15 protein-coding genes and 1 pseudogene are annotated in these 21,375 nt (G+C 63.9%); 15 read left to right on the top strand and 1 reads right to left on the bottom strand.

The window, feature by feature from the left end; translation table 11 throughout:
• The first annotated feature begins 10 nt into the window (after positions 1–10).
• Entirely contained in the window at positions 11–1,795 is a 1,785-nt protein-coding gene (locus tag AB4Y34_RS15920; RefSeq protein WP_368716569.1) for an acyl-CoA dehydrogenase family protein, read from the top strand.
• 143 nt (positions 1,796–1,938) lie between these two features.
• On the top strand, positions 1,939–2,691 hold the full coding sequence (locus AB4Y34_RS15925) for an SDR family NAD(P)-dependent oxidoreductase (protein WP_176107417.1): 753 nt from the start codon (positions 1,939–1,941) through the stop codon (positions 2,689–2,691).
• Positions 2,692–2,719: 28 nt separating this feature from the next.
• Here the strand turns inward: AB4Y34_RS15925 and ppk2 are convergent, their stop codons facing one another.
• Complete coding sequence (ppk2, locus tag AB4Y34_RS15930) at positions 2,720–3,535, bottom strand: polyphosphate kinase 2 (RefSeq protein WP_176379748.1); 816 nt, start codon at positions 3,533–3,535, stop codon at positions 2,720–2,722.
• 233 nt (positions 3,536–3,768) lie between these two features.
• Here ppk2 and AB4Y34_RS15935 point away from each other — a divergent pair.
• The 13 genes and pseudogenes from AB4Y34_RS15935 (at position 3,769) to AB4Y34_RS15995 (ending at position 21,315) form a co-directional block, all read left to right on the top strand.
• Positions 3,769–4,448 (top strand): annotated as a pseudogene (locus tag AB4Y34_RS15935) (hypothetical protein).
• Positions 4,449–4,789: 341 nt separating this feature from the next.
• Positions 4,790–5,335 carry a YSC84-related protein gene (locus tag AB4Y34_RS15940; protein ID WP_176120518.1) on the top strand — a complete coding sequence of 182 codons (546 nt, stop codon included), beginning with the start codon at positions 4,790–4,792 and terminating at the stop codon, positions 5,333–5,335.
• 782 nt (positions 5,336–6,117) lie between these two features.
• Complete coding sequence (locus AB4Y34_RS15945) at positions 6,118–7,566, top strand: ATP-binding protein (protein ID WP_368716570.1); 1,449 nt, start codon at positions 6,118–6,120, stop codon at positions 7,564–7,566.
• 5 nt (positions 7,567–7,571) lie between these two features.
• Positions 7,572–8,195: a response regulator transcription factor gene (locus AB4Y34_RS15950; RefSeq protein WP_176120520.1), complete on the top strand. Its 624-nt coding sequence runs from the start codon at positions 7,572–7,574 to the stop codon at positions 8,193–8,195.
• A gap of 150 nt (positions 8,196–8,345) precedes the next feature.
• Positions 8,346–8,735 (top strand): response regulator transcription factor, encoded by a 390-nt coding sequence (locus tag AB4Y34_RS15955; RefSeq protein WP_368716571.1) that lies wholly within the window; start codon positions 8,346–8,348, stop codon positions 8,733–8,735.
• Positions 8,736–8,890: 155 nt separating this feature from the next.
• Positions 8,891–9,283, top strand: coding sequence for a hypothetical protein (locus tag AB4Y34_RS15960; RefSeq protein ID WP_176379744.1), 393 nt, complete (start codon positions 8,891–8,893; stop codon positions 9,281–9,283).
• 16 nt (positions 9,284–9,299) lie between these two features.
• Positions 9,300–10,550, top strand: a complete 1,251-nt coding sequence (locus AB4Y34_RS15965; protein ID WP_176379743.1) for an efflux RND transporter periplasmic adaptor subunit — start codon at positions 9,300–9,302, stop codon at positions 10,548–10,550.
• A 12-nt stretch (positions 10,551–10,562) separates the two neighbouring features.
• On the top strand, positions 10,563–13,796 hold the full coding sequence (locus AB4Y34_RS15970; RefSeq protein ID WP_176379742.1) for an efflux RND transporter permease subunit: 3,234 nt from the start codon (positions 10,563–10,565) through the stop codon (positions 13,794–13,796).
• A gap of 1 nt (position 13,797) precedes the next feature.
• Complete coding sequence (locus AB4Y34_RS15975) at positions 13,798–15,312, top strand: efflux transporter outer membrane subunit (protein WP_368716572.1); 1,515 nt, start codon at positions 13,798–13,800, stop codon at positions 15,310–15,312.
• Complete coding sequence (locus AB4Y34_RS15980; RefSeq protein ID WP_176379740.1) at positions 15,309–16,589, top strand: paraquat-inducible protein A; 1,281 nt, start codon at positions 15,309–15,311, stop codon at positions 16,587–16,589. The genes AB4Y34_RS15975 and AB4Y34_RS15980 overlap by 4 nt, the downstream gene beginning before the upstream one ends.
• Positions 16,573–18,192: an intermembrane transport protein PqiB gene (locus tag AB4Y34_RS15985; RefSeq protein ID WP_368716573.1), complete on the top strand. Its 1,620-nt coding sequence runs from the start codon at positions 16,573–16,575 to the stop codon at positions 18,190–18,192. Before AB4Y34_RS15980 ends, AB4Y34_RS15985 begins: the two co-directional genes overlap by 17 nt.
• Positions 18,189–18,800, top strand: coding sequence for a membrane integrity-associated transporter subunit PqiC (locus AB4Y34_RS15990; RefSeq protein WP_368716574.1), 612 nt, complete (start codon positions 18,189–18,191; stop codon positions 18,798–18,800). Before AB4Y34_RS15985 ends, AB4Y34_RS15990 begins: the two co-directional genes overlap by 4 nt.
• 178 nt (positions 18,801–18,978) lie before the next feature.
• Complete coding sequence (locus AB4Y34_RS15995) at positions 18,979–21,315, top strand: DUF3141 domain-containing protein (protein ID WP_368716575.1); 2,337 nt, start codon at positions 18,979–18,981, stop codon at positions 21,313–21,315.
• Positions 21,316–21,375: the final 60 nt, after the last annotated feature.

The following is a 21,375-nucleotide window of genomic DNA, read 5'->3' on the forward strand; positions in this document are numbered from 1 at the left end:
ACACGAAGAAATGACGTTGACTTATAAGGCGCCGCTGCGCGACATGCGCTTCGCGATCGACGAGTGGCTCGACGCCGCGTCGTGGTGGCGCGACGTGCCCGACTGGCAGGACCTCGACTCGCAGACGGCGCAGCAGGTGCTGGAGCAAGCGGCGCGTTTCGTCGAGGAGCGCATCGCGCCGCTGAACGCGAGCGCGGATCTCGAAGGATGTCGTTTCGACGCAGGCAAGGTGACGACGCCCGCGGGCTTTCGCGAGTCCTACGCGGAGTTCGTCGAAGCGGGTTGGCCGACGCTGTCGCTCGACGCCGAGCACGGCGGACAGGGCCTGCCGCAGCTTCTCGACGTCGCACTGCAGGAAATGCTCGCGGGCGCCAATCATGCGTGGTTGATGTCCCCTGGGCTCACGCACGGCGCGACTGCCTGCTTGCAGACGCATGGCAGCGAGCGCGTGAAAACAGAGTTGCTGCCGAAAGTCGCGAGTGGCGAGTGGCTATCGACGATGTGCCTGACCGAGCCCCAGGCCGGCAGCGACGTCGGCCTGATCCGTTCGCGTGCGACAGAAGCACCGGGCACCGACGGGTATTTCATCGACGGCAGCAAGATCTTCATCAGCGGCGGCGCGCACGACCTGACGGAGAACATCGTTCATCTGGTGCTCGCCCGTTTGCCCGATGCGCCATCCGGTACGAAAGGGTTGTCCCTGTTCGTCGTGCCGGAATGGCTCGAAGACGCCGATGGTGGGCGCTCGCGCAATGGTGTCCATTGCGAAGGCATCGAAAAGAAAATGGGCCTGAAGGGCAGCCCGACCTGCACGATGCGCTTCGAACGCGCATCCGGTTGGCTCGTCGGGGAGCCGCATCGCGGCCTAGCCTGCCTGTTCGTGATGATGAATGCGGCGCGCCTGCAGGTTGCGATGCAAGGCCTCGGGCATGCGCATACCGCGTGGCAACGCGCGCATGCTTACGCGCAGGAACGCGCGCAGATGCGCGCGGTCAGCGTGCCGCCCGGTGCGACCGTCGCGGCGGGGCAGGCTGCGCCGATCGCGTTTCATCCGGCCATGCGACGGATTCTGATGGAGCTGCGGGCGATCGTCGAAGGCGAGCGCGCGATCGGTTACTGGACCGCGCATTGGCTCGACATCGCCGCGCATCATGCCGATGCCGACGAGCGAGACCGGGCGGCGCAGCTCGCATCGTTGCTCACGCCGGTTGCGAAGGCGTTTTTTACGGCCAATGGATTCGACGCCGCATCGAAGGCAATGCAGGTGTTCGGCGGTTACGGCTACATCCACGAGTACGGCATCGAACAGACGTTGCGCGATAGCCGCGTGTCGATGTTGTACGAAGGCACCAACGAGATTCAGGCGATCGATCTGCTGGTTCGGAAGGTGCTGCCGGACGGGGCTGGAGCCCTCGATATGCTGCTTCGTCACGTGCGCGCCGAAGCGCGGTTGTGCCAGGAATCCGATCCGCTGGTTCGTTCTGCGGGTGCGAAGCTCGAACAACTCGCGGAGATAGTCGGGAACACGACGCGGGTGATCAAGGCACGCCATGCGCAAGACCCGGAGACGGCCTACCGCGTCGCGGACGACTATCTCGCGATGCTTGGCTGGATGCTGCTGGCGTTCGCGTGGGCGCGCACGCTGCGAATTGCGACGCCGCAATGCGAGGCCGAAGCGTTTTACGTGCAGAAGCGCGACACGGGCCGCTTCTTCTTCGACTACCCGCTCGCGTCCTTCGCTTATCGCCGCAGCCTCGTTGAAGCCGCTTGCGAGGCAGCGCTGCCCTACGTTTGAAAGTCAGCGGCAGCTCGACAACTCCGACGATTCGATTCGCCAGCCGATCCGACGAAAGTCGCCTAAGCTGATGACACCATGCAAGCATGTACTTGGTGCCGTGAAGCCTGTCGTGCCACGGCTACGACCCAAAGGAGAGTGCGATGACTGAAGCTGTCGGAAACGCGGCGAACGCGCGTGTCGCGTGGATTGCCGGAGTGGGCGCGAGCGCCGGGCTAGGGGCCGCGCTCGCGCGTCGTTTTGCTCGCGAGGGTTTGCGCGTCGCGGTGACGGGCCGTTCGCGCGATCGGCTCGATACGATCGTCGACGAAATCCGGCGTGCCGGAGGGCAAGCCGATGCGTTGCCCGGCGACGTGACGAGCGAGAGCGAACTCGCCGCGATTGCGCGCCAGCTCGCCGACCACGGCACGCTCGAAGTCGCGATTTTCAACGCTGCCGGCGCAACGCGTGGACCGACGCTCGAATTGAGCGCCGAGCAGTTCGAGGCGGCATGGCGTGTGATCACCCTTGGTGGTTTTCTGTTCGCTCGAGCGTCGTTGCCGGCGTTACTGGCAGCAGGACGAGGCTCGCTGCTGTTCACGGGCGCCACCGCGTCGCTGCGCGGGCGGCCGCCGTTTGCCGCATTCGCCGCGGCCAAAGCCGGCTTGCGCTCGCTCACGCAGAGCCTCGCGCGCGAGTTCGGGCCGCGCAATATTCATGTAGCGCACGTGGTGGTGGATGGCGGCATCGACGGCGAACGTCTGCGCACGTCCGCGCCGCAATACGTGGCCGAACGCGGCCCGGACGGCCTGCTGAATCCCGACGACATCGCCGAAGCATACTGGCACCTGCATCAGCAGGGACGCAGCGCGTGGTCGCAGGAAATCGACCTGCGGCCGTTCAACGAGTCGTTCTAGCGAGGCGAGGCGAACTACACCTGCCTCATTAATACCGCTCAGCCACATATTTAAACGGATAGTCTGGTTCCTTATAGCCGTCGGGCTTTTGCCGTTTCGGCAGCGAGACTTTCTTGCGGGCCGGCTGCTTATACGGAATCCTCTGAAGCATGTCGCTGATGATGTTCAGCCGCGCGCGCCGCTTGTCGTTGGAGTTCGCCAGGTACCACGAGGCGAAGTCGGTGTCCGACGCCGCGAGCATCTCATCGCGGGCGCGCGAGTAGTCATACCATCGGCTATAGGATTTCAGGTCCATGTCGGTCAGCTTCCAGAGCTTGCGGCCGTCGTTGATGCGTGCTTCGAGCCGGCGGGTCTGTTCGTCGGGGCTGACCTCCAGCCAGTATTTGAGCAGGATGACCCCGGAATGAACGATCGCCCGCTCGACGAGCGGCACCGCCTTGAAGAAGTCCTGCACGTCATCTTCGGAGCAAAAGCCCATCACGCGCTCCACGCCCGCGCGGTTGTACCAGCTACGGTCGAAGATGACGACCTCGCCCGCGGCCGGCAAGTGCGGCACGTAGCGCTGCATATACATCTGGCTTTTTTCCCGTTCGCTCGGCGCCGGAAGCGCGACCACGCGGAACACGCGCGGACTGACGCGCTCGGTCATCGCCTTGATCGTGCCGCCTTTGCCCGCGCCGTCACGACCCTCGAAGACGATGCAGATCTTCGCTCCCGTTTGCACGACCCATTCCTGCAGCTTGACGAGCTCGACATGCAGATCGAACAGCGCCTTGCGATACTCCTTGTACGACAGCGACCTGTCTTTCTCGGGCTGCCCGTTTTCCGACTTCGTTTTGGCCATACTCTTCTCCCCAGCGCGGACTGTTCCAGGGTACTGCGCAATGATCCATTCCCAAGGTAGAGCGCGGCGCGAAGCAGGGCCATACGACCTTGGTCCAATATCGTCGGTACAGGGCGCGCTGTATGCTCTGGGCGTCTGCTCGCGCGAGCCCGATCCGACTGTCCTCGCGGTACCTCGTCCATATGCCGGCAAGGCGCGCGGGATAGTTCGACGCCATCGCCACGGGAGGCCTCATGGATGCCACCGGTCACACGGAGCGGGAAAACGTCGGCGATAGGGAGCCGGTCCTCGATGTCGTCGATCGAGTGTGCGAGTTATGTTTCGGCCTCTTCATGGCGCTGACGTTCGTCGGTACCGTCTCGGCCGTCGGCGCGGGTGCGGACGCGGGGCACAAGATGTTCTACACCGCGCTCGGCTGCAATCTTGCCTGGGGTCTCGCGGACGCGGTGATGTACCTCGTGCGTACGCTGGTGTCTCGCGGCAGACGTATGACGGTTGCGCATTCCGTGCGAAGTGAGCCGGATGCAGCCGCGGGCGTTCGGGCGCTTCGCGATGCGATGGCGTCATGGCTCAAGCCGTTGATCGGCGATACGGAGCTGGAGTCGATCCGCAGGCGTGTTGCCGCGCGGCCGGATCTGCCGCAGCGAGCCATATTCGTGCGCGACGATTTCGTCGCCGCCGCGGCTATCTTCGTGCTCGTCGTTGCCTCGACGTTCCCGGTCGCGTTGCCCTTCGTGCTGTTCGCGCACGTCCCGACCGCGCTGTCGTCTCCCGTGTATTGACCATTGCGATGTTATTCGGCAGCGGCATGGCGCTGGGCCAATACGCGGGATTTCGCGGCTGGCAAGCCGGCCTTGCGATGGCGGCGGTCGGCGTGCTGCTCACGATGGCGATCATCGCGCTCGGCGGATGATCGATGTCCTCTGGCTTCGCGTTTCGCCCAGCATCCGCATTGCGTTACCTGTACGACCAAGGTCCGATTCCGCAGCGGTTTCAGCGTGACATCATGTATCTGCAAGCGTTGTAGTCGTCGCTCCGGTTACTTAAGAGCGACGCTTCCAATGCTCGCTACATGCGCTCGGAAGATCGACGCGCGGCGGTGGCATTGATGGTTCCTTGGGCGGCTATGCCGCTTCACGGCAGAGAAAAAAAGATCGAGGCTTCCAGACATCACGACTGGCGACTCGGATCGTAACCAGAACGGAGTCGAAAGTGAACAGACGGAACTTTGTGCACACGCTCGCGCTGACATCCATGGCCGCGAGTCTGGCTTTGGCGGGTTGCACGACGACCGGAGGCAGTGGCGAAAGCGCCACTACCGACGCCGCCAAACGGCAGGAGATCGACGCGGCCGTAAACGGTGCGCTGTCGAAATTGTTCGATACGGTGCAAGGCTCGCACGAGCTCGTATCGAAGGCGCAGGGCGTGCTGGTGTTTCCTTCGGTGAAGAAGGCGGCGTTCATCGTCGGTGGCGAGTACGGTGAAGGCGCATTGCGCGTCGGGGGAGCGACGGTCGGCTACTACAGTACCGCCGCGGCTTCGTTCGGATTGCAGGCCGGCGCGCAGTCGACCGCCGTGTTCTTCCTGTTCATGACGCAGGCTTCGCTCGACAAATTCCGCAACTCGAAGGGCTGGTCGGCGGGCGCCGATGCGTCGGTTTCGCTGCTGAAAGTCGGGGCTAACGGCGCGATCGATACCTCGTCGGCGACCGCCGAGGTCGTGGCGATGGTCTTGACCAATACGGGCTTGATGGCCGACGTGTCGGTGGCTGGCACCAAGGTGACGCGGATGAATTTGTAACCGGACGCGGCAAGCGGCGGCATTCGATCGATCGTCATGACGCTGTCATCCAGCGGCGCGTCGCATGCTTTGGCATGGCGACGCGCCGGTTATGGTTTTTGGCGGACCCACCTCAGCCGGCCTCCCTATCATCCCTCCCGTTGTTCTCACGAAACGCTGCGAACCGGATGCGCTCTTGCTTCGCGGCGGCGCTGCCTTTGATCTGCACTGACCGTCCTGCCTATTCAATACCGGTAGAAAAGACGACGTTAGTCATCTGCCTGGCATAGATTATCTTTTGCGATTGCTGAAAGCAAATGATTCACCGCAAGAATAATGGCGATAAAACGTTGACTTGCATCAAAAACATATTTTCAGGAAATTAATTAAATTAGAGGACTGGCATTGCGCATACCCGCTGGCTCGGTGATTCGCATTGCATGAAAATTTTACCGTTGGAGTTTCCATTTGAAAGCGCTATCGCGCAGAGAGCATTGCGGCGCGAAACGGCGATGTTCATGGTTTGCTAACTTTCGCCTCGCGCCGCAATAATTAACTGCCTAACAAACTCAGTCGCCATTTGCCGATTGATGGCGGACAATGCAAAAACCATTGGGTACTTTCCCGAGTAAGTGGCATAAATTACGGTCTCCTGTCGGTAACTGATTCTGGATATCCTATACTGACTTCCAGCCACCAGAAGTGCGAAGTACCGATTGTGAAGTCACTTATTTGGTTCGAAGCCCAACGATAAAGACGTCGCAGTTGTACAGAACCCGTTCGCACTGGACCCGGAGGTGCCAATGATTAATCTGATCGCGCATGGAAGACACCTGGCGATCGGGGTAGCGGGAATCCTCACGGCACTGCACGCGCAACCGCGCCACATGGGCCAAAGCAACCCGTCGCAGACCGACAATGCGCGCAACGACGGTCCCCCACTATCCGGGCACGACCGCTCCAGACAGTCTTCACCCCGGCATCACCGGTTTCAGCGCGCTCGCGGTATCACCGGCGTGCCGAGCCGGCAGAGTACCCGCGATCCCCACGAGCCGCCGTACGGCTTGCCGGCGTGGCGGCGCTATGTCGCCGCTTGCTCGTCATGGTTGCGAGGCGAAGGCGATAGCGGCACGCGGCGCATGCTCGACGGGAGAGTGCCGCTGTGCGAGACGCTCGAAATGTTGCCGGTCCCGATCGTCACGATCGATCAGCGGGACCAGATCATCTTCGCGAACGCGCGGGCGGCGCAACTGTTCGGCTACACGGCGGAAGAGCTGATCGGCGCGCCGAGCGCCAAGCTGTTTCCGATCGACGGGTTCAACGCCGATCGGTCGGGCCCGGGCAGTCGTGGCGCGAAGCTGCAACTCGGCGTCACGACCACGCAGAGTCTGATCGCGCGGCGGCGTGATGGCGGCGGCTTTCACGCGGAAGCGGAAACCACCCGGTGCCGCGTGCACGATCAGGAATTGCGGATCACCGCGATATCGGATTGCAGTGCGTGCGGCGAAGTCGATGGAAATACGAGGGATCTCGCGCACCTCGCGCGCGTTTCTTCGTTGGGCGAACTGGCCGGATCGCTCGCACACGAGTTGAAGCAGCCGCTTACCGCGATCCTCTTCAACGCGCAGGCCGCACGCAAATTCCTGGATTCGGAGACCACCAACGCGGTGGAGCTGCGCGAAGCGCTCGAAGACATCGTGGCCGACAATTGCCGCGCGAACGACGTGCTGCAGAAGATCCGCGCGTTGGTGCGCAAAGGCGATGTCGAGTTGCAGTTGCTGGACGCCGGCAACGTCGTGCGCGACACCGCGATGCTCGTGCACAGCGATGCGTTGACACGCGGCGTGCAGACGAGCTTCGACATCCCGGAGAATCTGGCGCTGATTTGCGGCGACAAGGTTCAGCTTCAGCAGGTGATCCTGAACCTGCTGCTGAATGCGTTCGACGCGGTCAAGGCTTGCCCTGCCGCGGACCGCCGCGTCGAAACGACGGTGCGCGAGGAAGCGGACGGGCTGATACGGATAACGGTAAAAGATTGCGGCCAGGGCCTCGACGTCGACAGCATGGAAAGGATTTTCCGGCCATTTTTCACCACCAAACCGCAGGGGCTCGGGCTGGGCCTGTCGATCAGCCGCACGATCGTCACGGCGCATCGCGGCCGGCTGTGGGCGGAAAACAACGAGGGCAAAGGGGCATCGTTTCACGTCACGCTTCCCGTCGCGACCGATATCCGACAGAGACTCGTGCCCTGATCATCATGAACCAGACCAACACTCGCGTGTTCATCGTCGACGACGACGGCAGCGTGCGCAGCGCGCTTGCCCGCTTGCTGCGCGCGTCCGGCTACCAGGTCGAATGCTTCGACAGTCCCGAGGCCTTTCTCGAACGAGCCGATTTGACGAGCATGCCGGCCTGCCTCGTTCTCGATCTGCAGATGCCGGGCATGACGGGACTCGAAGTGCAGCGCAAGCTCGATCAGCTGCTGCCGATCGTCTTTCTGACCGGCCACGGCGACATCGGCTCGAGCGTCGACGCGATGAAAGGCGGAGCCGTCGACTTCCTGCCCAAGCCGGTGCGCGACTCGCTGTTGCTCGCCGCGGTGGATCGCGCGCTCGCGCGCGCATGTGTGGAAAGCAGGCGGCGCCACGAACGCGAGGAAATAGAAGAGCGCATGCGGCATCTGACCCGCCGCGAGCGCGAAGTGATGGAGCTCGTCGTGACCGGCCGTCTGAACAAACAGGTTGCGAGCGATCTGGGAGCGGCCGAAAAAACGATCAAGATTCATCGGGCCCGCGTGATGGAGAAGATGAAGGCCCGATCGATCGTCGAACTCGTTCATCTGGTGCGAAAAGGCGGCCTTTGTACGGCCGACGAAGAATAATCGCCCGGCTCCCGCGTTGCGCCGCCACTTTCAGCGGCGCTGACCGACACCGCTAGTGGACCAAAGTCTTATATCTCATTGGGGTTTCAACCAGTACGCTAAGGCATCAGAGGTCCCCTTTCCGGAGCGGCCGCGCGTTCGCGCTGTCATATGGTCAACCCTAACCAATTCGTTGCGGTGGTCGACGATGACGAGTCGGTGTGCCGAGCTATCAAGCGTTTGCTGCATTCCGAAGGTATCAGGGCGGAGACGTTTTGCAGCGGTGACGAGTTCTTGAATGCGCTTGCGGCAATTCCGTCGTATCGGCCTGCCTGCGTGATTCTGGACGTCCAGATGCCGGGAACCAACGGCCTGGAAGTCCAGCGTCAGCTCGCGAAAATGGGCGTGCCGGTCATCATGATTACCGCCTACGAAGATCTCTCAGTCCGCCAGGCCGCGCTCGCGGCCGGCGCGGCCGCGTATCTGCGCAAGCCTTTCACCAGCGCGATTCTGTTCAAGGCGGTCGAGGTGGCCATCGGCGGTCCGCCGCCGTCACCCTGAACGCGCGCCTTCGCACCGGAAGATATGAGACCAAGGTCCGATTGCCGCCGTTTCTTCGGACCACCAAACTGAACTCAGTCCAAGCGTCGAACCGAACGCCGGCTGCGCCGCGCGTAGCGCGGCAGCGTTCAAGGATAAAAGCGGGAGCGCAAGTGATGAAATCAATTTCGGTTGGTCTCGCGATTCTTCTCGGTGCCGCCGCGATGCAGGTGGACGCGGCGGACTTCGACGGCAGCAAGCGGCTGATGTGCGCGACGATCGACGCGCACGCCTGCGATCCGGGGATCGCCTGCACGCGCGCGTTGCCCGCGGATCTCGGTCTGCCGAAATTCCTGACGCTCGACTTCGACAAACGCGCGGTCGTCGGCCCCGCGCACACGACGCCGATGCTCTCGGTTACCAAAGAGGCGGATCAGCTCGTGATGCTTGGCAATGAGATGGGCTTTGGCTGGACGCTGGCCGTCGATTCGACGGACGGCGAGATGACGCTGATGATCGCGAACAGAAACGATGCCTTCGTGCTGTTCGGCAACTGCACGCCTTTGTAATCAGGCGGAGTGCGCGATGAAAACCGTACCCGTGTGTTTGGCCTCGCCGCGGCCGGATTCTCGCGGCCCTCTCCCGTTGCTCGCCGTCGTCGCGGCACTGACGCTGCTCACGCTGCTCGCGTCGTGCAAGAAGGAAGCGCCACCGCAGGTGGCCGCCGTGCCGGAAGTGACCGTGATGACGGTCGTCCAGCAGGACACGCCGGTCGACTTCGAATTCACCGCGCAAACCCAGAGTTCGCGCGAAGTCGAGATCCGCTCGCGGGTGGACGGCTTTCTCGACAAGCGCTTGTACACCGAAGGCATGTTGGTCAAGACGGGACAGACGCTGTTCCAGATGGACCGCAAGCCGTTCGAGGCCGCGCTGCAGACCGCGAAAGGGCAACTGGCCCAGCAGCAGGCGCGTCTCGAAGTCGCCAAGGCCAATCTCGCGCGCGTGCAACCATTGGCGGCGCAGAACGCGTTGAGCAAGAAGGATCTCGACGACGCTGTCGGCAACGAGAAGCAAAGCGCCGCGGCGGTGTTCGCCGCGCAGGGCGAAGTCGATACCGCGCAGCTGAACCTCGGCTACACGACGATCAAGTCTCCGCTGAACGGGCTGTCGAGCTTCGCGCGTCAGCAGGATGGCAGCTACGTGACGGCAACCGGCAACAGCAGCTTGCTGACCTACGTGTACCAGCTCGACCCGATGTGGGTGAACTTCAGCATTTCCGAGAACGAGATGCTGAAGTACCGCGACGAAATCGCGGCCGGACGGCTGCGCTTTCCGCCGAACAACAATTTCTCCGTACATCTGATTCTCGCCGACGGCACGCCTTATGCCGAGCAGGGCCAGATCGACTTCGCGAACCCTGCGTTCAACACGGAAACGGGAACCTTCCTCGTGCGCGCGACCTTTGCGAACCCGAAAAACACCCTGCGTCCGGGGCAGTTCGTGAAGGCCCACGTCGGCGGTGCGATCCGGCCCAACGCGACGCTGGTGCCGCAGCGCGCGGTGTTGCAGGGCGCGAAGAGTCACTTCGTGTGGGTCGTGGGTAACGATGCGAAGGCGCATCAGCGGGTCATCGAAGTCGGCGAGTGGCAGGGCGACAACTGGTTCGTGTCCGATGGACTGAAGGCGGGCGAGCGCATCGTCGTGGATGGCGCGCTGCGCGTCACCGCGGATTCGCAGCTGAAGATCGTCAAGGAGCTGCCGGCGGCCAAGGACTCGGCGGCCGTGGCGACGGCTGCATCGCAAAGTGGCGCGGCAGCGGCGCCCGCCGCCGAGTGACGGGGCGCCCACATGAATATCTCGCGCTACTGCATCGACCGGCCGATTTTCGCGTCGGTCATCTCGATCGTCATCACGCTCGGCGGCGCGATTGCGATGTTCGCGCTGCCGGTCGCGCAATACCCGGACGTCACGCCGCCGCAGATCACCGTGTCCGCGACTTACCCGGGCGCGAGCGCCGAGGTCGTCGCGAACAACGTCGCCGCGCCGATCGAGCAGCAGGTCAACGGCGCGGACAACATGATCTACATGAACTCGTCCAGTTCGTCGACCGGCAGTTTTACGCTCAACGTGTTCTTCAACATCGGCACGAATCCCGAACTGGCCCAGGTCGACGTGCAGAACCGCGTGAATCTCGCACTGCCGCAATTGCCGAGCTCGGTGCAGTCGCAGGGCGTTCAGGTCCAGAAGAAGTCGTCGGCATTCATGATGGTGATCGCGGTCTATTCGCCCACCGACCGGTACGACGCGACCTACATCGCGAACTTCACGAACATCTACGTACTCGACGCGATCAAGCGGATTCCCGGCGCGAACCAGTCGTCCATATTCGGTAATCCAGACTACGCGATGCGAATATGGTTGAAGCCGGATCGAATGGCGCAACTGGGCGTGACGGCCGCCGACGTGCAAAAGGTCGTCTCGAACCAGAACCAGCAGTTCGCGGTCGGCAGCATCGGACAGTCGCCAACGGGCTCGGCGGTGCAGCAGTCGTTCGCGGTCACGACCACGGGGCGTCTCGCCGAGCCGTCGCAGTTCGACAACATCATCGTGCGCGCGGCGAGCGGCGGCGCGGCGATCGTGCGCCTGAAGGACATCGGCCGCGCCGAGCTGGGCCAGAAGGACTACTCGATTCGCAGCCGTTTCCAGGGCAAGCCGGCCACGGTGTTGGCCGTGTATCAGCAGCCGGGCGCCAATGCGCTCGAAGTGTCGAAGCAGGTGCGCAAGACGCTCGCGGAGCTGAAGAAGTCGTTTCCCGAAGGCATGACCTACGAGATCGCGATGGACACGACCGAGTTCACGCGGGCGTCGATCTCGGACGTGATCCACACGTTCTTCGAAGCGCTGGTGCTCGTCGTGATCGTCGTGTTCGTGTTCCTGCAAAGCCTGCGTGCGACGCTGATTCCGATTGTCGCGGTGCCGGTGTCGATCGTCGGCACCTGCATGTTCATGCTGCTGGTCGGCTTTTCGATCAACATGCTGACCCTGTTCGGCATGGTGCTCGCGATCGGTATCGTCGTCGACGATGCGATCGTGGTGATCGAAAACGTCGAGCGCAACATGACGGTGCACAAGCTGTCGCCGAAAGAAGCCTCGAAAATGGCCATGGACGAAGTCGCCGGACCGGTCGTGGCGATCGTGCTGGTGCTGTGCGCGGTGTTCGTGCCGGTTGCGTTTCTCGGTGGCATCACCGGGCAGTTGTACAAGCAGTTCGCGATCACGATCGCGATTTCGGTGGTGCTGTCCGGCATCGTCGCGCTGACCTTGTCGCCGGCGCTCGCCGCATTGCTGCTGAAGAGCGCGCACCACGAGAAGAAGGGCTTTTTCCGCTGGTTCGACAATCAGTTCGCCCGCATGACGGCGGGCTATACGCGCGCGGTCAAAGTTATCATCAAGCGCTGCATCATGGGGCTCGTGTTCTTCGTGGCGTTGATCGCGCTCTCGGTGCTGATGGTGCGCTCGATTCCGTCCGCGTTCCTGCCGCCCGAGGACCAGGGCTATCTGCTTGGCGCGGTCATCATGCCGGACGCCGCGAGCCTCGACCGCACCGGCCAGGTATCGCAACGCATCACCGACTACTTCAAGGAGCGGGAAGGGGTCGGCAGCATCACCACGATCGATGGGTTCAGCCTGCTCGACAGTCAGAACAAGAACAATGCCGGCACCTTCTTCGTCGGTCTGAAGAGCTTCGACGAACGCTACACGCGGGACAACATCAGGACGCAGAATGCGCGCGCGCTTCTGCTCGACGCGTATAAGTACTTCTCGAACGTGCAGGAGGGCATCGTACTGCCGGTCAATCCGCCGTCGATTCCGGGGCTCGGCACGACGGGCGGCACGGAGGTGTGGATCCAGAGCAAGGGTGACGGGAACATCTCACAGCTCGCGGGCGTGGTTGAGCAGTTTTTGCAGAGAGCGCGGGCGCGCAAGGAACTGACTCGCGTGACGTCCACATTCAATGCGTCGTCGCAGCAACTGATGGTGAACGTCGATCGCGACAAGTCGGAGACGCTCGGCGTGCCGGTGGAAGACGTCTATAGCGCGATGCAGACGATGTTCGGCTCGCTGTACGTGTCGCAGTTCAACCGCTCGGCCCGACTGTGGCAGGTGATCCTGCAGGCGGAGCCGTCGTATCGCCTGAAGCCGACCGACCTCGATCAGATCTTCGTGCGCAGCACCAACGGCACGATGGTGCCGATCAAGGCGTTGGCGACCTATCGCTATGTGACGGGCCCGGACCTCGTCACCCGGTTCAATAACTTCCCGGCCGTCAAGATCACGGCCAATGCCGCGCCGGGCTATAGCTCCGGGCAGGTGATCTCCACGCTCGAAGAGCTCGCGGCGCAGATGCCCGACGGTTACGACGTCGCGTGGAGCGGCGAAGCGTTCGAGGAGCGGCAGTCGGGCGGCACCTCCGGGCTCGTGTTCGTGTTCGGTCTCGTGATGGTGTTCCTGATCCTCGCCGCGCAGTACGAGAAATGGACGCTGCCGTTCGGCGTGCTGATGGCGGTGCCGTTCGCGCTGTTCGGCGCGCTGCTCGCGATCATGCTGCGCGGGCTGTCCAACGACGTCTACTTCCAGATCGGGCTGACGATGCTGGTCGCGCTCGCCGCGAAGAACGCGATCCTGATCTTCGAATTCGCGGTGCTCAACCGCGAGGGCGGCGCATCGGTCCTCGACGCGACGATGACCGCCGCGGAAGAACGGCTGCGCCCGATCGTGATGACCTCGCTCGCGTTCATTCTCGGCTGCGTGCCGCTCGCGATCGCGACGGGCGCATCGGCGAACAGCCGCCATTCGATCGGTACCGGTGTGATCGGCGGGATGCTGGGCGCGACGGCGATCGCGGTGTTTTTCATCCCGATGTTCTATTACCTGCTCGAATCGATGTCGTCGCGCTCGAAGGGAGGCAAAAAGTCGAAGCCGGACGCGCAGCACAGTGGCGGCGCGGGACGGGAGCCCTCGGCGGTGGCCGGGCCCGGTGCGTCGAGCGAGGCGCCGTCCGCGCCGCGGGAAGGTGAATGACATGCGCGGCACGGCACCGACCCGTCTGCTTGCCTCCGTCATGCTGCTCGCGCTGAGCGGATGCCTGCTAGGCCCCAACTACCAACGCCCGGCGGTCGAGGTGCCAGCCACCTATCGTTTCGCCCAGGGCGAGGCCGCGGGCATCGCCAACGCCGTATGGTGGGAGCAGTTTCAGGACCCGGTGCTCGATCAGCTGATCGCCACCGCGCTACAGGACAACCGCGACGTGAAGGTCGCGGCCGCCCGGGTCGACGAGTTTCGCGGGATGTTCGTGACCACGCGTTCCGGGCTGTTCCCGCAAGTCTCGGCAGGCGCCGACGCGTCGCGCCAACGCGTCTCGCAGGTCGAAGCCGTGACGGTGCCCAAGGGCGTGAGCCCCGTCTACAACCAGTTCGAAGCGACCCTGGCGGTGTCCTGGGAACTCGATTTGTTCGGCAAGGTGCGCCGCGAAACCGAGGCGGCGCGCGCGAATCTGCTCGCCAGCGAAGAGGGCCGCCGCGCGACGATTCTGACGCTGGTCAGCTCGGTCGCTTCGGCCTATATCAATCTGCGCAGTCTGGACCGGCAGCTCGAGATCGCGAAGGAGACCGTGCAAAGCCGCGCGGAATCGGTGCGCGTGTTCGAGGCGCGTTTCCGCTACGGCGAGGTCTCGCAGATGGAACTCGCGCAAAGCCAGTCGGAGTATCAAGCCGCGCAGGTCACGGTGCCGCAGCTCGAAGCGCAGATCGGCCAGCAGGAAGACGCGTTATCGGTGTTGATCGGCAGGAATCCCGGCGCGATTCTGCGCGGCCGTGAGCTGGCGCAGATGGGCACGCCGCCGATTCCCGCGGGGCTGCCGTCCGAACTGCTCGAACGCCGTCCCGATCTGCTGGAGGCCGAGCAGACGCTGGTCGCGCAAAACGCGCTGATCGGCGCGGCGCGCGCGTTGTACTTCCCGTCGATTTCGCTGACCGGGCTGTTCGGTTCGGTCAGCGCGCAGTTCTCGAATCTGTTCACCGGACCGGCGCGCGCGTGGTCGTTTGCGGGCAGCGTCACGCAGCCGATCTTCACGGCGGGCAACATCACCGGCCAGGTGCATCAGGCCGAAGCGCGCCAGCAGGAAGCGCTGTACTCGTATGAAAAGGCGATCCAGGTGGCGTTCCAGGAGGTCGAGGACTCGTTGCTCTCCGTGCAGAAGACCCATCAGGCACTCGATGCGCAAAACCTTCAGGTCGAAGCGCTGGTCAAGTATGCGCACCTCGCGCGGCAGCGTTACGAAGGCGGCTATACGAGCTATATCGAAGTGCTCGATGCGGAGCGCAGCCTGTTCAACGCGCAATTGAGCTATGCGCAGACCCAAGGCGCGGTGCTGACCTCGTACGTCACGCTCTACAAGGCGACGGGCGGCGGCTGGGTGGCCGAGGCGGAAAAAATGACTGCACCGCCGGCCGGGCCGCAAGCGTCGCCAGCGATGGCGCCGGTCTCGCAGAACTCGACCGCGCCGGGTGGAACGTCGGGTGCAGTGGAGGCGAGATGACGGGCAACGAGCTGATCGCGTGCGAAGAGTGCGACCTGCTTCAGCTCGGCGCGCCGCCCGCCGCCGGCAATGCGTTGCGCTGCCAGCGTTGCCGCGCGGAGCTCAGGCGCGGACGCTCGAACGGGCCCGAGTATGCGCTCGCATTCTCGTGCGCGTCGGCGGTATTGCTCGTGATCTCGAACGCGTTTCCGATCGTCGGTCTGTCGCTGAACGGCAATATCGTACAGACGACGCTCGCGGGTTCGGTGCGCATGCTGTACACCCACGGCGCGTGGCCGCTCGCGTTGCTGGTCGGCCTCACGACGATCGTCACGCCGGTGCTGCAAACCGCGGCGATGCTGTGGCTGCTGCTGCCGCTGCACTTCGGGCGCGCACCGTGGCGCCCGGTCGAGTTCTTTCGCGTGTTTCAGCTCGCGCGGCCGTGGGGCATGACCGAGGTGCTGATCCTCGGTCTGCTGGTCGCGCTGGTCAAGCTCGCGCATATCGCGAAGGTGGTGCCGGGCACCGCGCTGTGGTCGTTCATCGCGCTGATGCTGCTGCTCGCGGCCGCGGCGGCGACGTTCGATCCGCGCGAAGTGTGGTCGCGCATCACGGCGGCGCGTGGCGCGCAAGCTTGGCAATTGCCGCCGATCCGCGTGCGCCGCAACGCCATCACGGCGGCTGCCTACGGGCTCGTGCTGTGCGAAGAATGCGGCCTGCTGCTCAAGCAGCCCGGCGGCGCGGGCAAGCATGTCTGCCCGCGCTGCAAGGCGCCGTTGCACCAGCGCAAGCCCGCGAGCCTGTCACGCACGTGGGCGTATCTGGTCGCCGCGATGGTGCTCTATATTCCGGCCAACGTGCTGCCCGTGATGGACACGAGTTCGCTGTTCGGCTCGCAGAAGGACACGATCCTGAGCGGCGTGGTCTATCTGTGGGTATCGGGCTCGTGGCCGCTTGCGGTGCTCGTATTCATCGCGAGCATCGCGGTGCCGATGCTGAAGATTCTCGGCATCGGCTATCTCGCGTTGTCCACGCAGCTTCGTTGGCAATGGCTGCCCGGGCAGCGCACGCGGATCTATCGGCTGATCGAGCTGATCGGGCGCTGGTCGATGCTCGATATCTACGTGATCACGATGCTGGTCGCGCTGGTGCAGTTCCAGGCGCTCGCGACGATCAAGGCCGGCCCGGCGGCGGTCGCGTTCGGCGCGGTCGTCGTGCTGACCTTGCTTGCCGCGATGGCCTTCGATCCGCGCCTGATGTGGGACGCTATGGAGACCGAACGTGTCCACTCCGACTGAAGAGCCCGAGTTGCCCGCCGCCGAGCCGGTACCGCGCTCGCGCTGGCGGATGCAACTGGTCTGGCTCGTGCCGATCGTCGCGATCCTGATCGGCGGTTGGCTCGCGGTGAAGGCGGTGATGGAGCGCGGCGAGCAGATCAGCATCAGCTTCAAGACCGGCGACGGTCTCGAAGCAGGCAAGACGAAACTCAAGTTCAAGGACGTCGACATCGGCGTGGTCGAAGCGGTATCGTTGACGCCGGATCACAAGCGCGTGGTGGCCAAGGCCGAGGTCACGCGTGACGTGTCGGACCTGCTCGTCGACAACACGCGCTTCTGGGTGGTGCGTCCGCGCATTTCGGGCGGCACGGTATCGGGGCTCGGCACGCTGCTGTCGGGCTCGTATATCGACGTCGATGTCGGCAATTCGCCGAAAGCGCGACGCAGTTTCGTCGGCCTCGAGGAACCGCCCGCGATCGCGAGCGACGTGCCGGGGCGCGAGTACACGTTGCACGGAGTTGGACTCGGCTCGCTCGACGTGGGTACGCCGGTGTTTTTCCGCAGAATCCAGGTGGGCCAGGTCTCGTCGTTTCACCTGGACCCGGACGGCCGTGGCGTCACCGTGAAGGTGTTCGTCAACGCGCCCTACGACCGGTTCGTGAGAACCGACACGCGTTTCTGGCACGCCAGCGGTGTCGACATGTCGTTCGACAGCAACGGCTTGCGCCTCGAAACGCAGTCGATCGTGTCGATCATCATCGGCGGGATCGCGTTCGAATCGCCGCCAGGATCGCAGGTAGAGACGAGCGCCGATAGCGGCACGCGGTTCGAGCTGTACCCCAGGCGCGCCGACGCGATGGAGCAGCACGATCGCATCGTCGACAAGTACGTGGTGAATTTCACCGATTCCGTACGCGGTCTGACGGTCGGCGCGCCCGTCGATTTCCGCGGCGTCGTGATCGGCGAAGTGACGGCGATCTACACGCGCTTCGATCCGAAGACGCGCCAGTTCAGCATTCCGGTCGAAATCAATCTTTATCCGGAGCGGTTCACGTCGCGCTATCAGAAGGACGGCGCTGGCGACGGCGGACGGCTCGTCGAGAACCCGCGCGCGCTTGCAAACTTCCTCGTCGAGCGCGGCTTGCGCTTCCAGTTGAGAAGCGGCAATCCGCTGACGGGCCAGCTCTATCTCGCGGTGGATTTTTTCCCCGACGCGCCGAAGGCGTCGATCGACTGGACCAAGACGCCGCCCGAAATGCCGGCGACTCCGCGCACGCTGCAATCGCTGCAGGACTCCGTCTCGCGACTGCTGACCAAGATCAACAACATACCGTTCGAGGATATCGGCAAAGACGCGCGCTCGACGCTGCGCACCACCAACGCGATGCTCGGGCAGCTCCACACCCAGGTCGTGCCGAAAGCGCTCGACACGCTGCTGTCGGCGCAATCCACGCTCGATTCGGCGAATGCCGCGCTGCAGCCGGACTCGTCGCTGCAGCAGTCGACCGAGGACGCGATGCGTGAGCTGACCCGCACCGCGGCGTCGCTGCGCACCTTGTCCGACTATCTGGCGCAGCATCCGGAGTCGCTCGTGCGCGGCAAGTCGGAGGGCAAGAAGCCATGACAGATTCGATGGTCCGCTTTTTAGCCCGCCTCACGGCCTGCCTGATGCTCGCGCTCGCCGCCGCTCTGCTCGGCGCCTGCAAGTCGCCGGCGACGAACTTCTACACGCTGAGCCCCGACGAATCGCTGAGCAGCACCGGCGCGAGCCGGCCGATCGCGGCCGTGATCGGTCCGGTCACGATTCCCGAGATCGTGGACCGGCCGCAGATCGTCACGCGGATCGGCAACAACGAGGTCGAGGTCAATGAATTCGACCGCTGGGCGCAGCCGCTCGGTGGCGACATCGGCCGTGTGATCGCGGCCGACCTCGGCGCACTGCTGAACTCGCAGCAGATTTCGGTGTTCGATGCGGTACGCGATCCGTCCGTCGTCTGGCGCGTGCGGATCGACGTGATGCGCTTCGAGTCCGTGGCGGGGCGCGACGTCACCGTCGACGTGCTGTGGGCCGTACGCCCGCCCGGCAAGCTCCGCGCCGTCACCGGCCGCTCGGTCGCTCGCGAGAGCGTGTCCGGTCCCGGCTTCGAGCCGATCATCGCCGCGCATGATCGCGCGCTCGCCTCGGTGAGCCGCGATATCGCCGCCGCAGTGCAGGCGAGCCCCGCTCAATGACGCGTCGCGCTGCGTCACTTCGACACGCACAGCGCCCGAAGCCGGGTGCAGCGTCGGGTCGCGCGCATAATAAGACCTTGGTCCGATTGCCACAGGCCAGGGCCAAATCCACGATTCAATCGATGCACGGCGCGTGCGTCCGCAGCGATCGTGACGCGCACCTTTCAGGAGTCTTCCGATGGACGCTGAAACGCTGTTGTCACAAAGCCAGGACATTGCCTCGAAAATCACCCGCGTGCTGCAAAAGCGCACGCAAATCGCGCAGCAGCATCTGAACGAACGGGTCACCGAAACGCTCGGCCTCGATCACGATGGCGCGCCGACTGCAAGCGCGATGCCCGCGCCATTCGATCCGCTCAGCGCGTGGCAATACACGGTGGATGCCGCGCAGCGTTCGCTGCTCTTCTGGGACACGCTATACCGGCGCGGCAACGAATTCGTCGAACGCAGCGTCAGCGGTCCCACGCCGGTGCTGCATTTCGAGTACGACATGCTGCTCGACGGCCGCACGTTCGAGCGGCCGGTCAACTATGCGCTGCTGCAACTTCGTCCGCTCGAGGGCGTGGGCGTCGACGTGCGCAAGCGCCCGTATCTGATCATCGATCCGCGCGCGGGCCACGGCCCCGGCATCGGCGGCTTCAAGGACGATTCGCAGGCGGGCATCGCGCTGCGCGCGGGCTATCCCGTCTACTTCGTGGTGTTCTTTCGCGACCCCGAACCCGGTCAAACTCTGCTCGACGTGTGCAATGCCGAGCAGCGATTCGTGCGCAAGGTGCGCGCGCTGCATCCGGACAGTCCGAAGCCCGCGATCATCGGCAATTGCCAGGGCGGCTGGGCGGCGATGATGCTCGCCAGCTCCGACCCCGAGGAGACCGGCCCGATCGTCATCAACGGTGCCCCGATGTCGTACTGGAGCGCCGCCTGGAGCGAAGGCGAGGGCGACAACCCGATGCGCTATTCGGGCGGCATGCTGGGCGGCGCGTGGCTCGCGTCGTACGCGGCGGATCTCGGCAACGGCAAGTTCGACGGCGCGTATCTGGTGCAGAACTTCGAGAACCTGAACCCCGCCAATACGTTCTGGGACAAGTACTACCACCTGTACTCGAACGTCGATACCGAACCGCCGCGCTTTCTGGAATTCGAGCGCTGGTGGGGCAGCTACTACCTGATGAATCGCGAAGAGATCGAATGGATCACGCGCAACCTGTTCGTCGGCAACAAGCTGTGGTCGGGTGCAGTGACGAACAGCAGCGGCCAGGCGTTCGATCTGCGTGAAATCCGCTCGCCGATCGTCCTGTTCGCGTCGATGGGCGACAACATCACGCCGCCTCAACAGGCGTTCAACTGGGTCGCGGACCTGTACGGCAGCACCGAGGAGATCAAGGCGCGCGGTCAGGTGATCGTCGGTCTGACGCACCAGAACATCGGGCATCTGGGTATTTTCGTGTCCGGCAAAGTCGCGAAGAAAGAGCACAGGCAGATCGTCTCCGTGCTCGAGACCATCGAGACGTTTCCGCCGGGACTCTACGGCATGGCCATCAACGAGACCCGCAACGCGGCCGGAGAGATCGAATACGAAGTGGAATTTCATGAGCGGCGGCTCGAGCAGATTGCCGCGCGCTACAACCGCTTCGGCCGCATCGACGAAAAGCCGTTCGAAGCGGTCGCCGCGGTGTCCGATGTGAATCAGCGCATGTACGAACTGTTCGCGCAGCCGTTCGTGCAGGCGATGTCGAACGAAACGAGCGCCCGCATGCTGCGCCAGTTCCATCCGTTGCGCTGGCAGCGCTGGGCCGTTTCCGCGATGAATCCGTGGCTTGGGTGGCTGCCGGCGGCGGCGCAATCGGTGCGTGAGAATCGTCAGCGTGCCGGCGCCGATAACCCGTGGAGCAAGCTCGAACGCAACGGCTCGCAAATGATCAGCGCGTCGCTCGACTATTACCGCGCGATGCGTGACGCGGCGACCGAGGCCAGCTTCTTCAGCGTGTACGCGAATCTGTATGCGACGTATCTGAGCAAGCCCGCGGCCGATGGCGCGCCCGCGCAGACCGGCGCGATCGATCCGCGCGAGTTGCCGTTCGTGCGCACGGTGTTGGAGGCGATCGGCGACGGCGGCTACACGGAGGCGCTCGCGCGCGCGGCCTTCCTGTTGTCGCGAAGGGGCGAATCGTTGCCGCTCGCGCGCTACGAGTTGCGCAAGGAGATCGCCGAAAGCTACGCCGAGTATCTGCCGGACATCAGCAGCGATCACTGGCGGCGCATCCGGGGCGAGCAGGAAATCATCGTCAGCCTCGAACCGGACCGGGCGATTGCGACGCTGCCTAAGCTGCTTTCCCATAGCGAGGACCGCGAGCGCTTTCTGCAACTGCTCGACAAGCTGGCGAGCGACGAGCGCGTGTTGAACGCGTCGCCCGACGCCGCGCAAAAGGACGCGTTCGAACGCATCCGCGCGGTGCTGGGTTCGCGGATGAATCGCAAGCGCGACGCGCGTTTGCCTGACCCCACGCGCATGTGAACGACTTGCACGATGCGCGGCCGGACGCAAGCGTGACGCAACGGTAAGCACGGCGCAGGT

This window comes from Paraburkholderia sp. BR10954 (assembly GCF_040965775.1).
Classification (GTDB): domain Bacteria; phylum Pseudomonadota; class Gammaproteobacteria; order Burkholderiales; family Burkholderiaceae; genus Paraburkholderia; species Paraburkholderia youngii.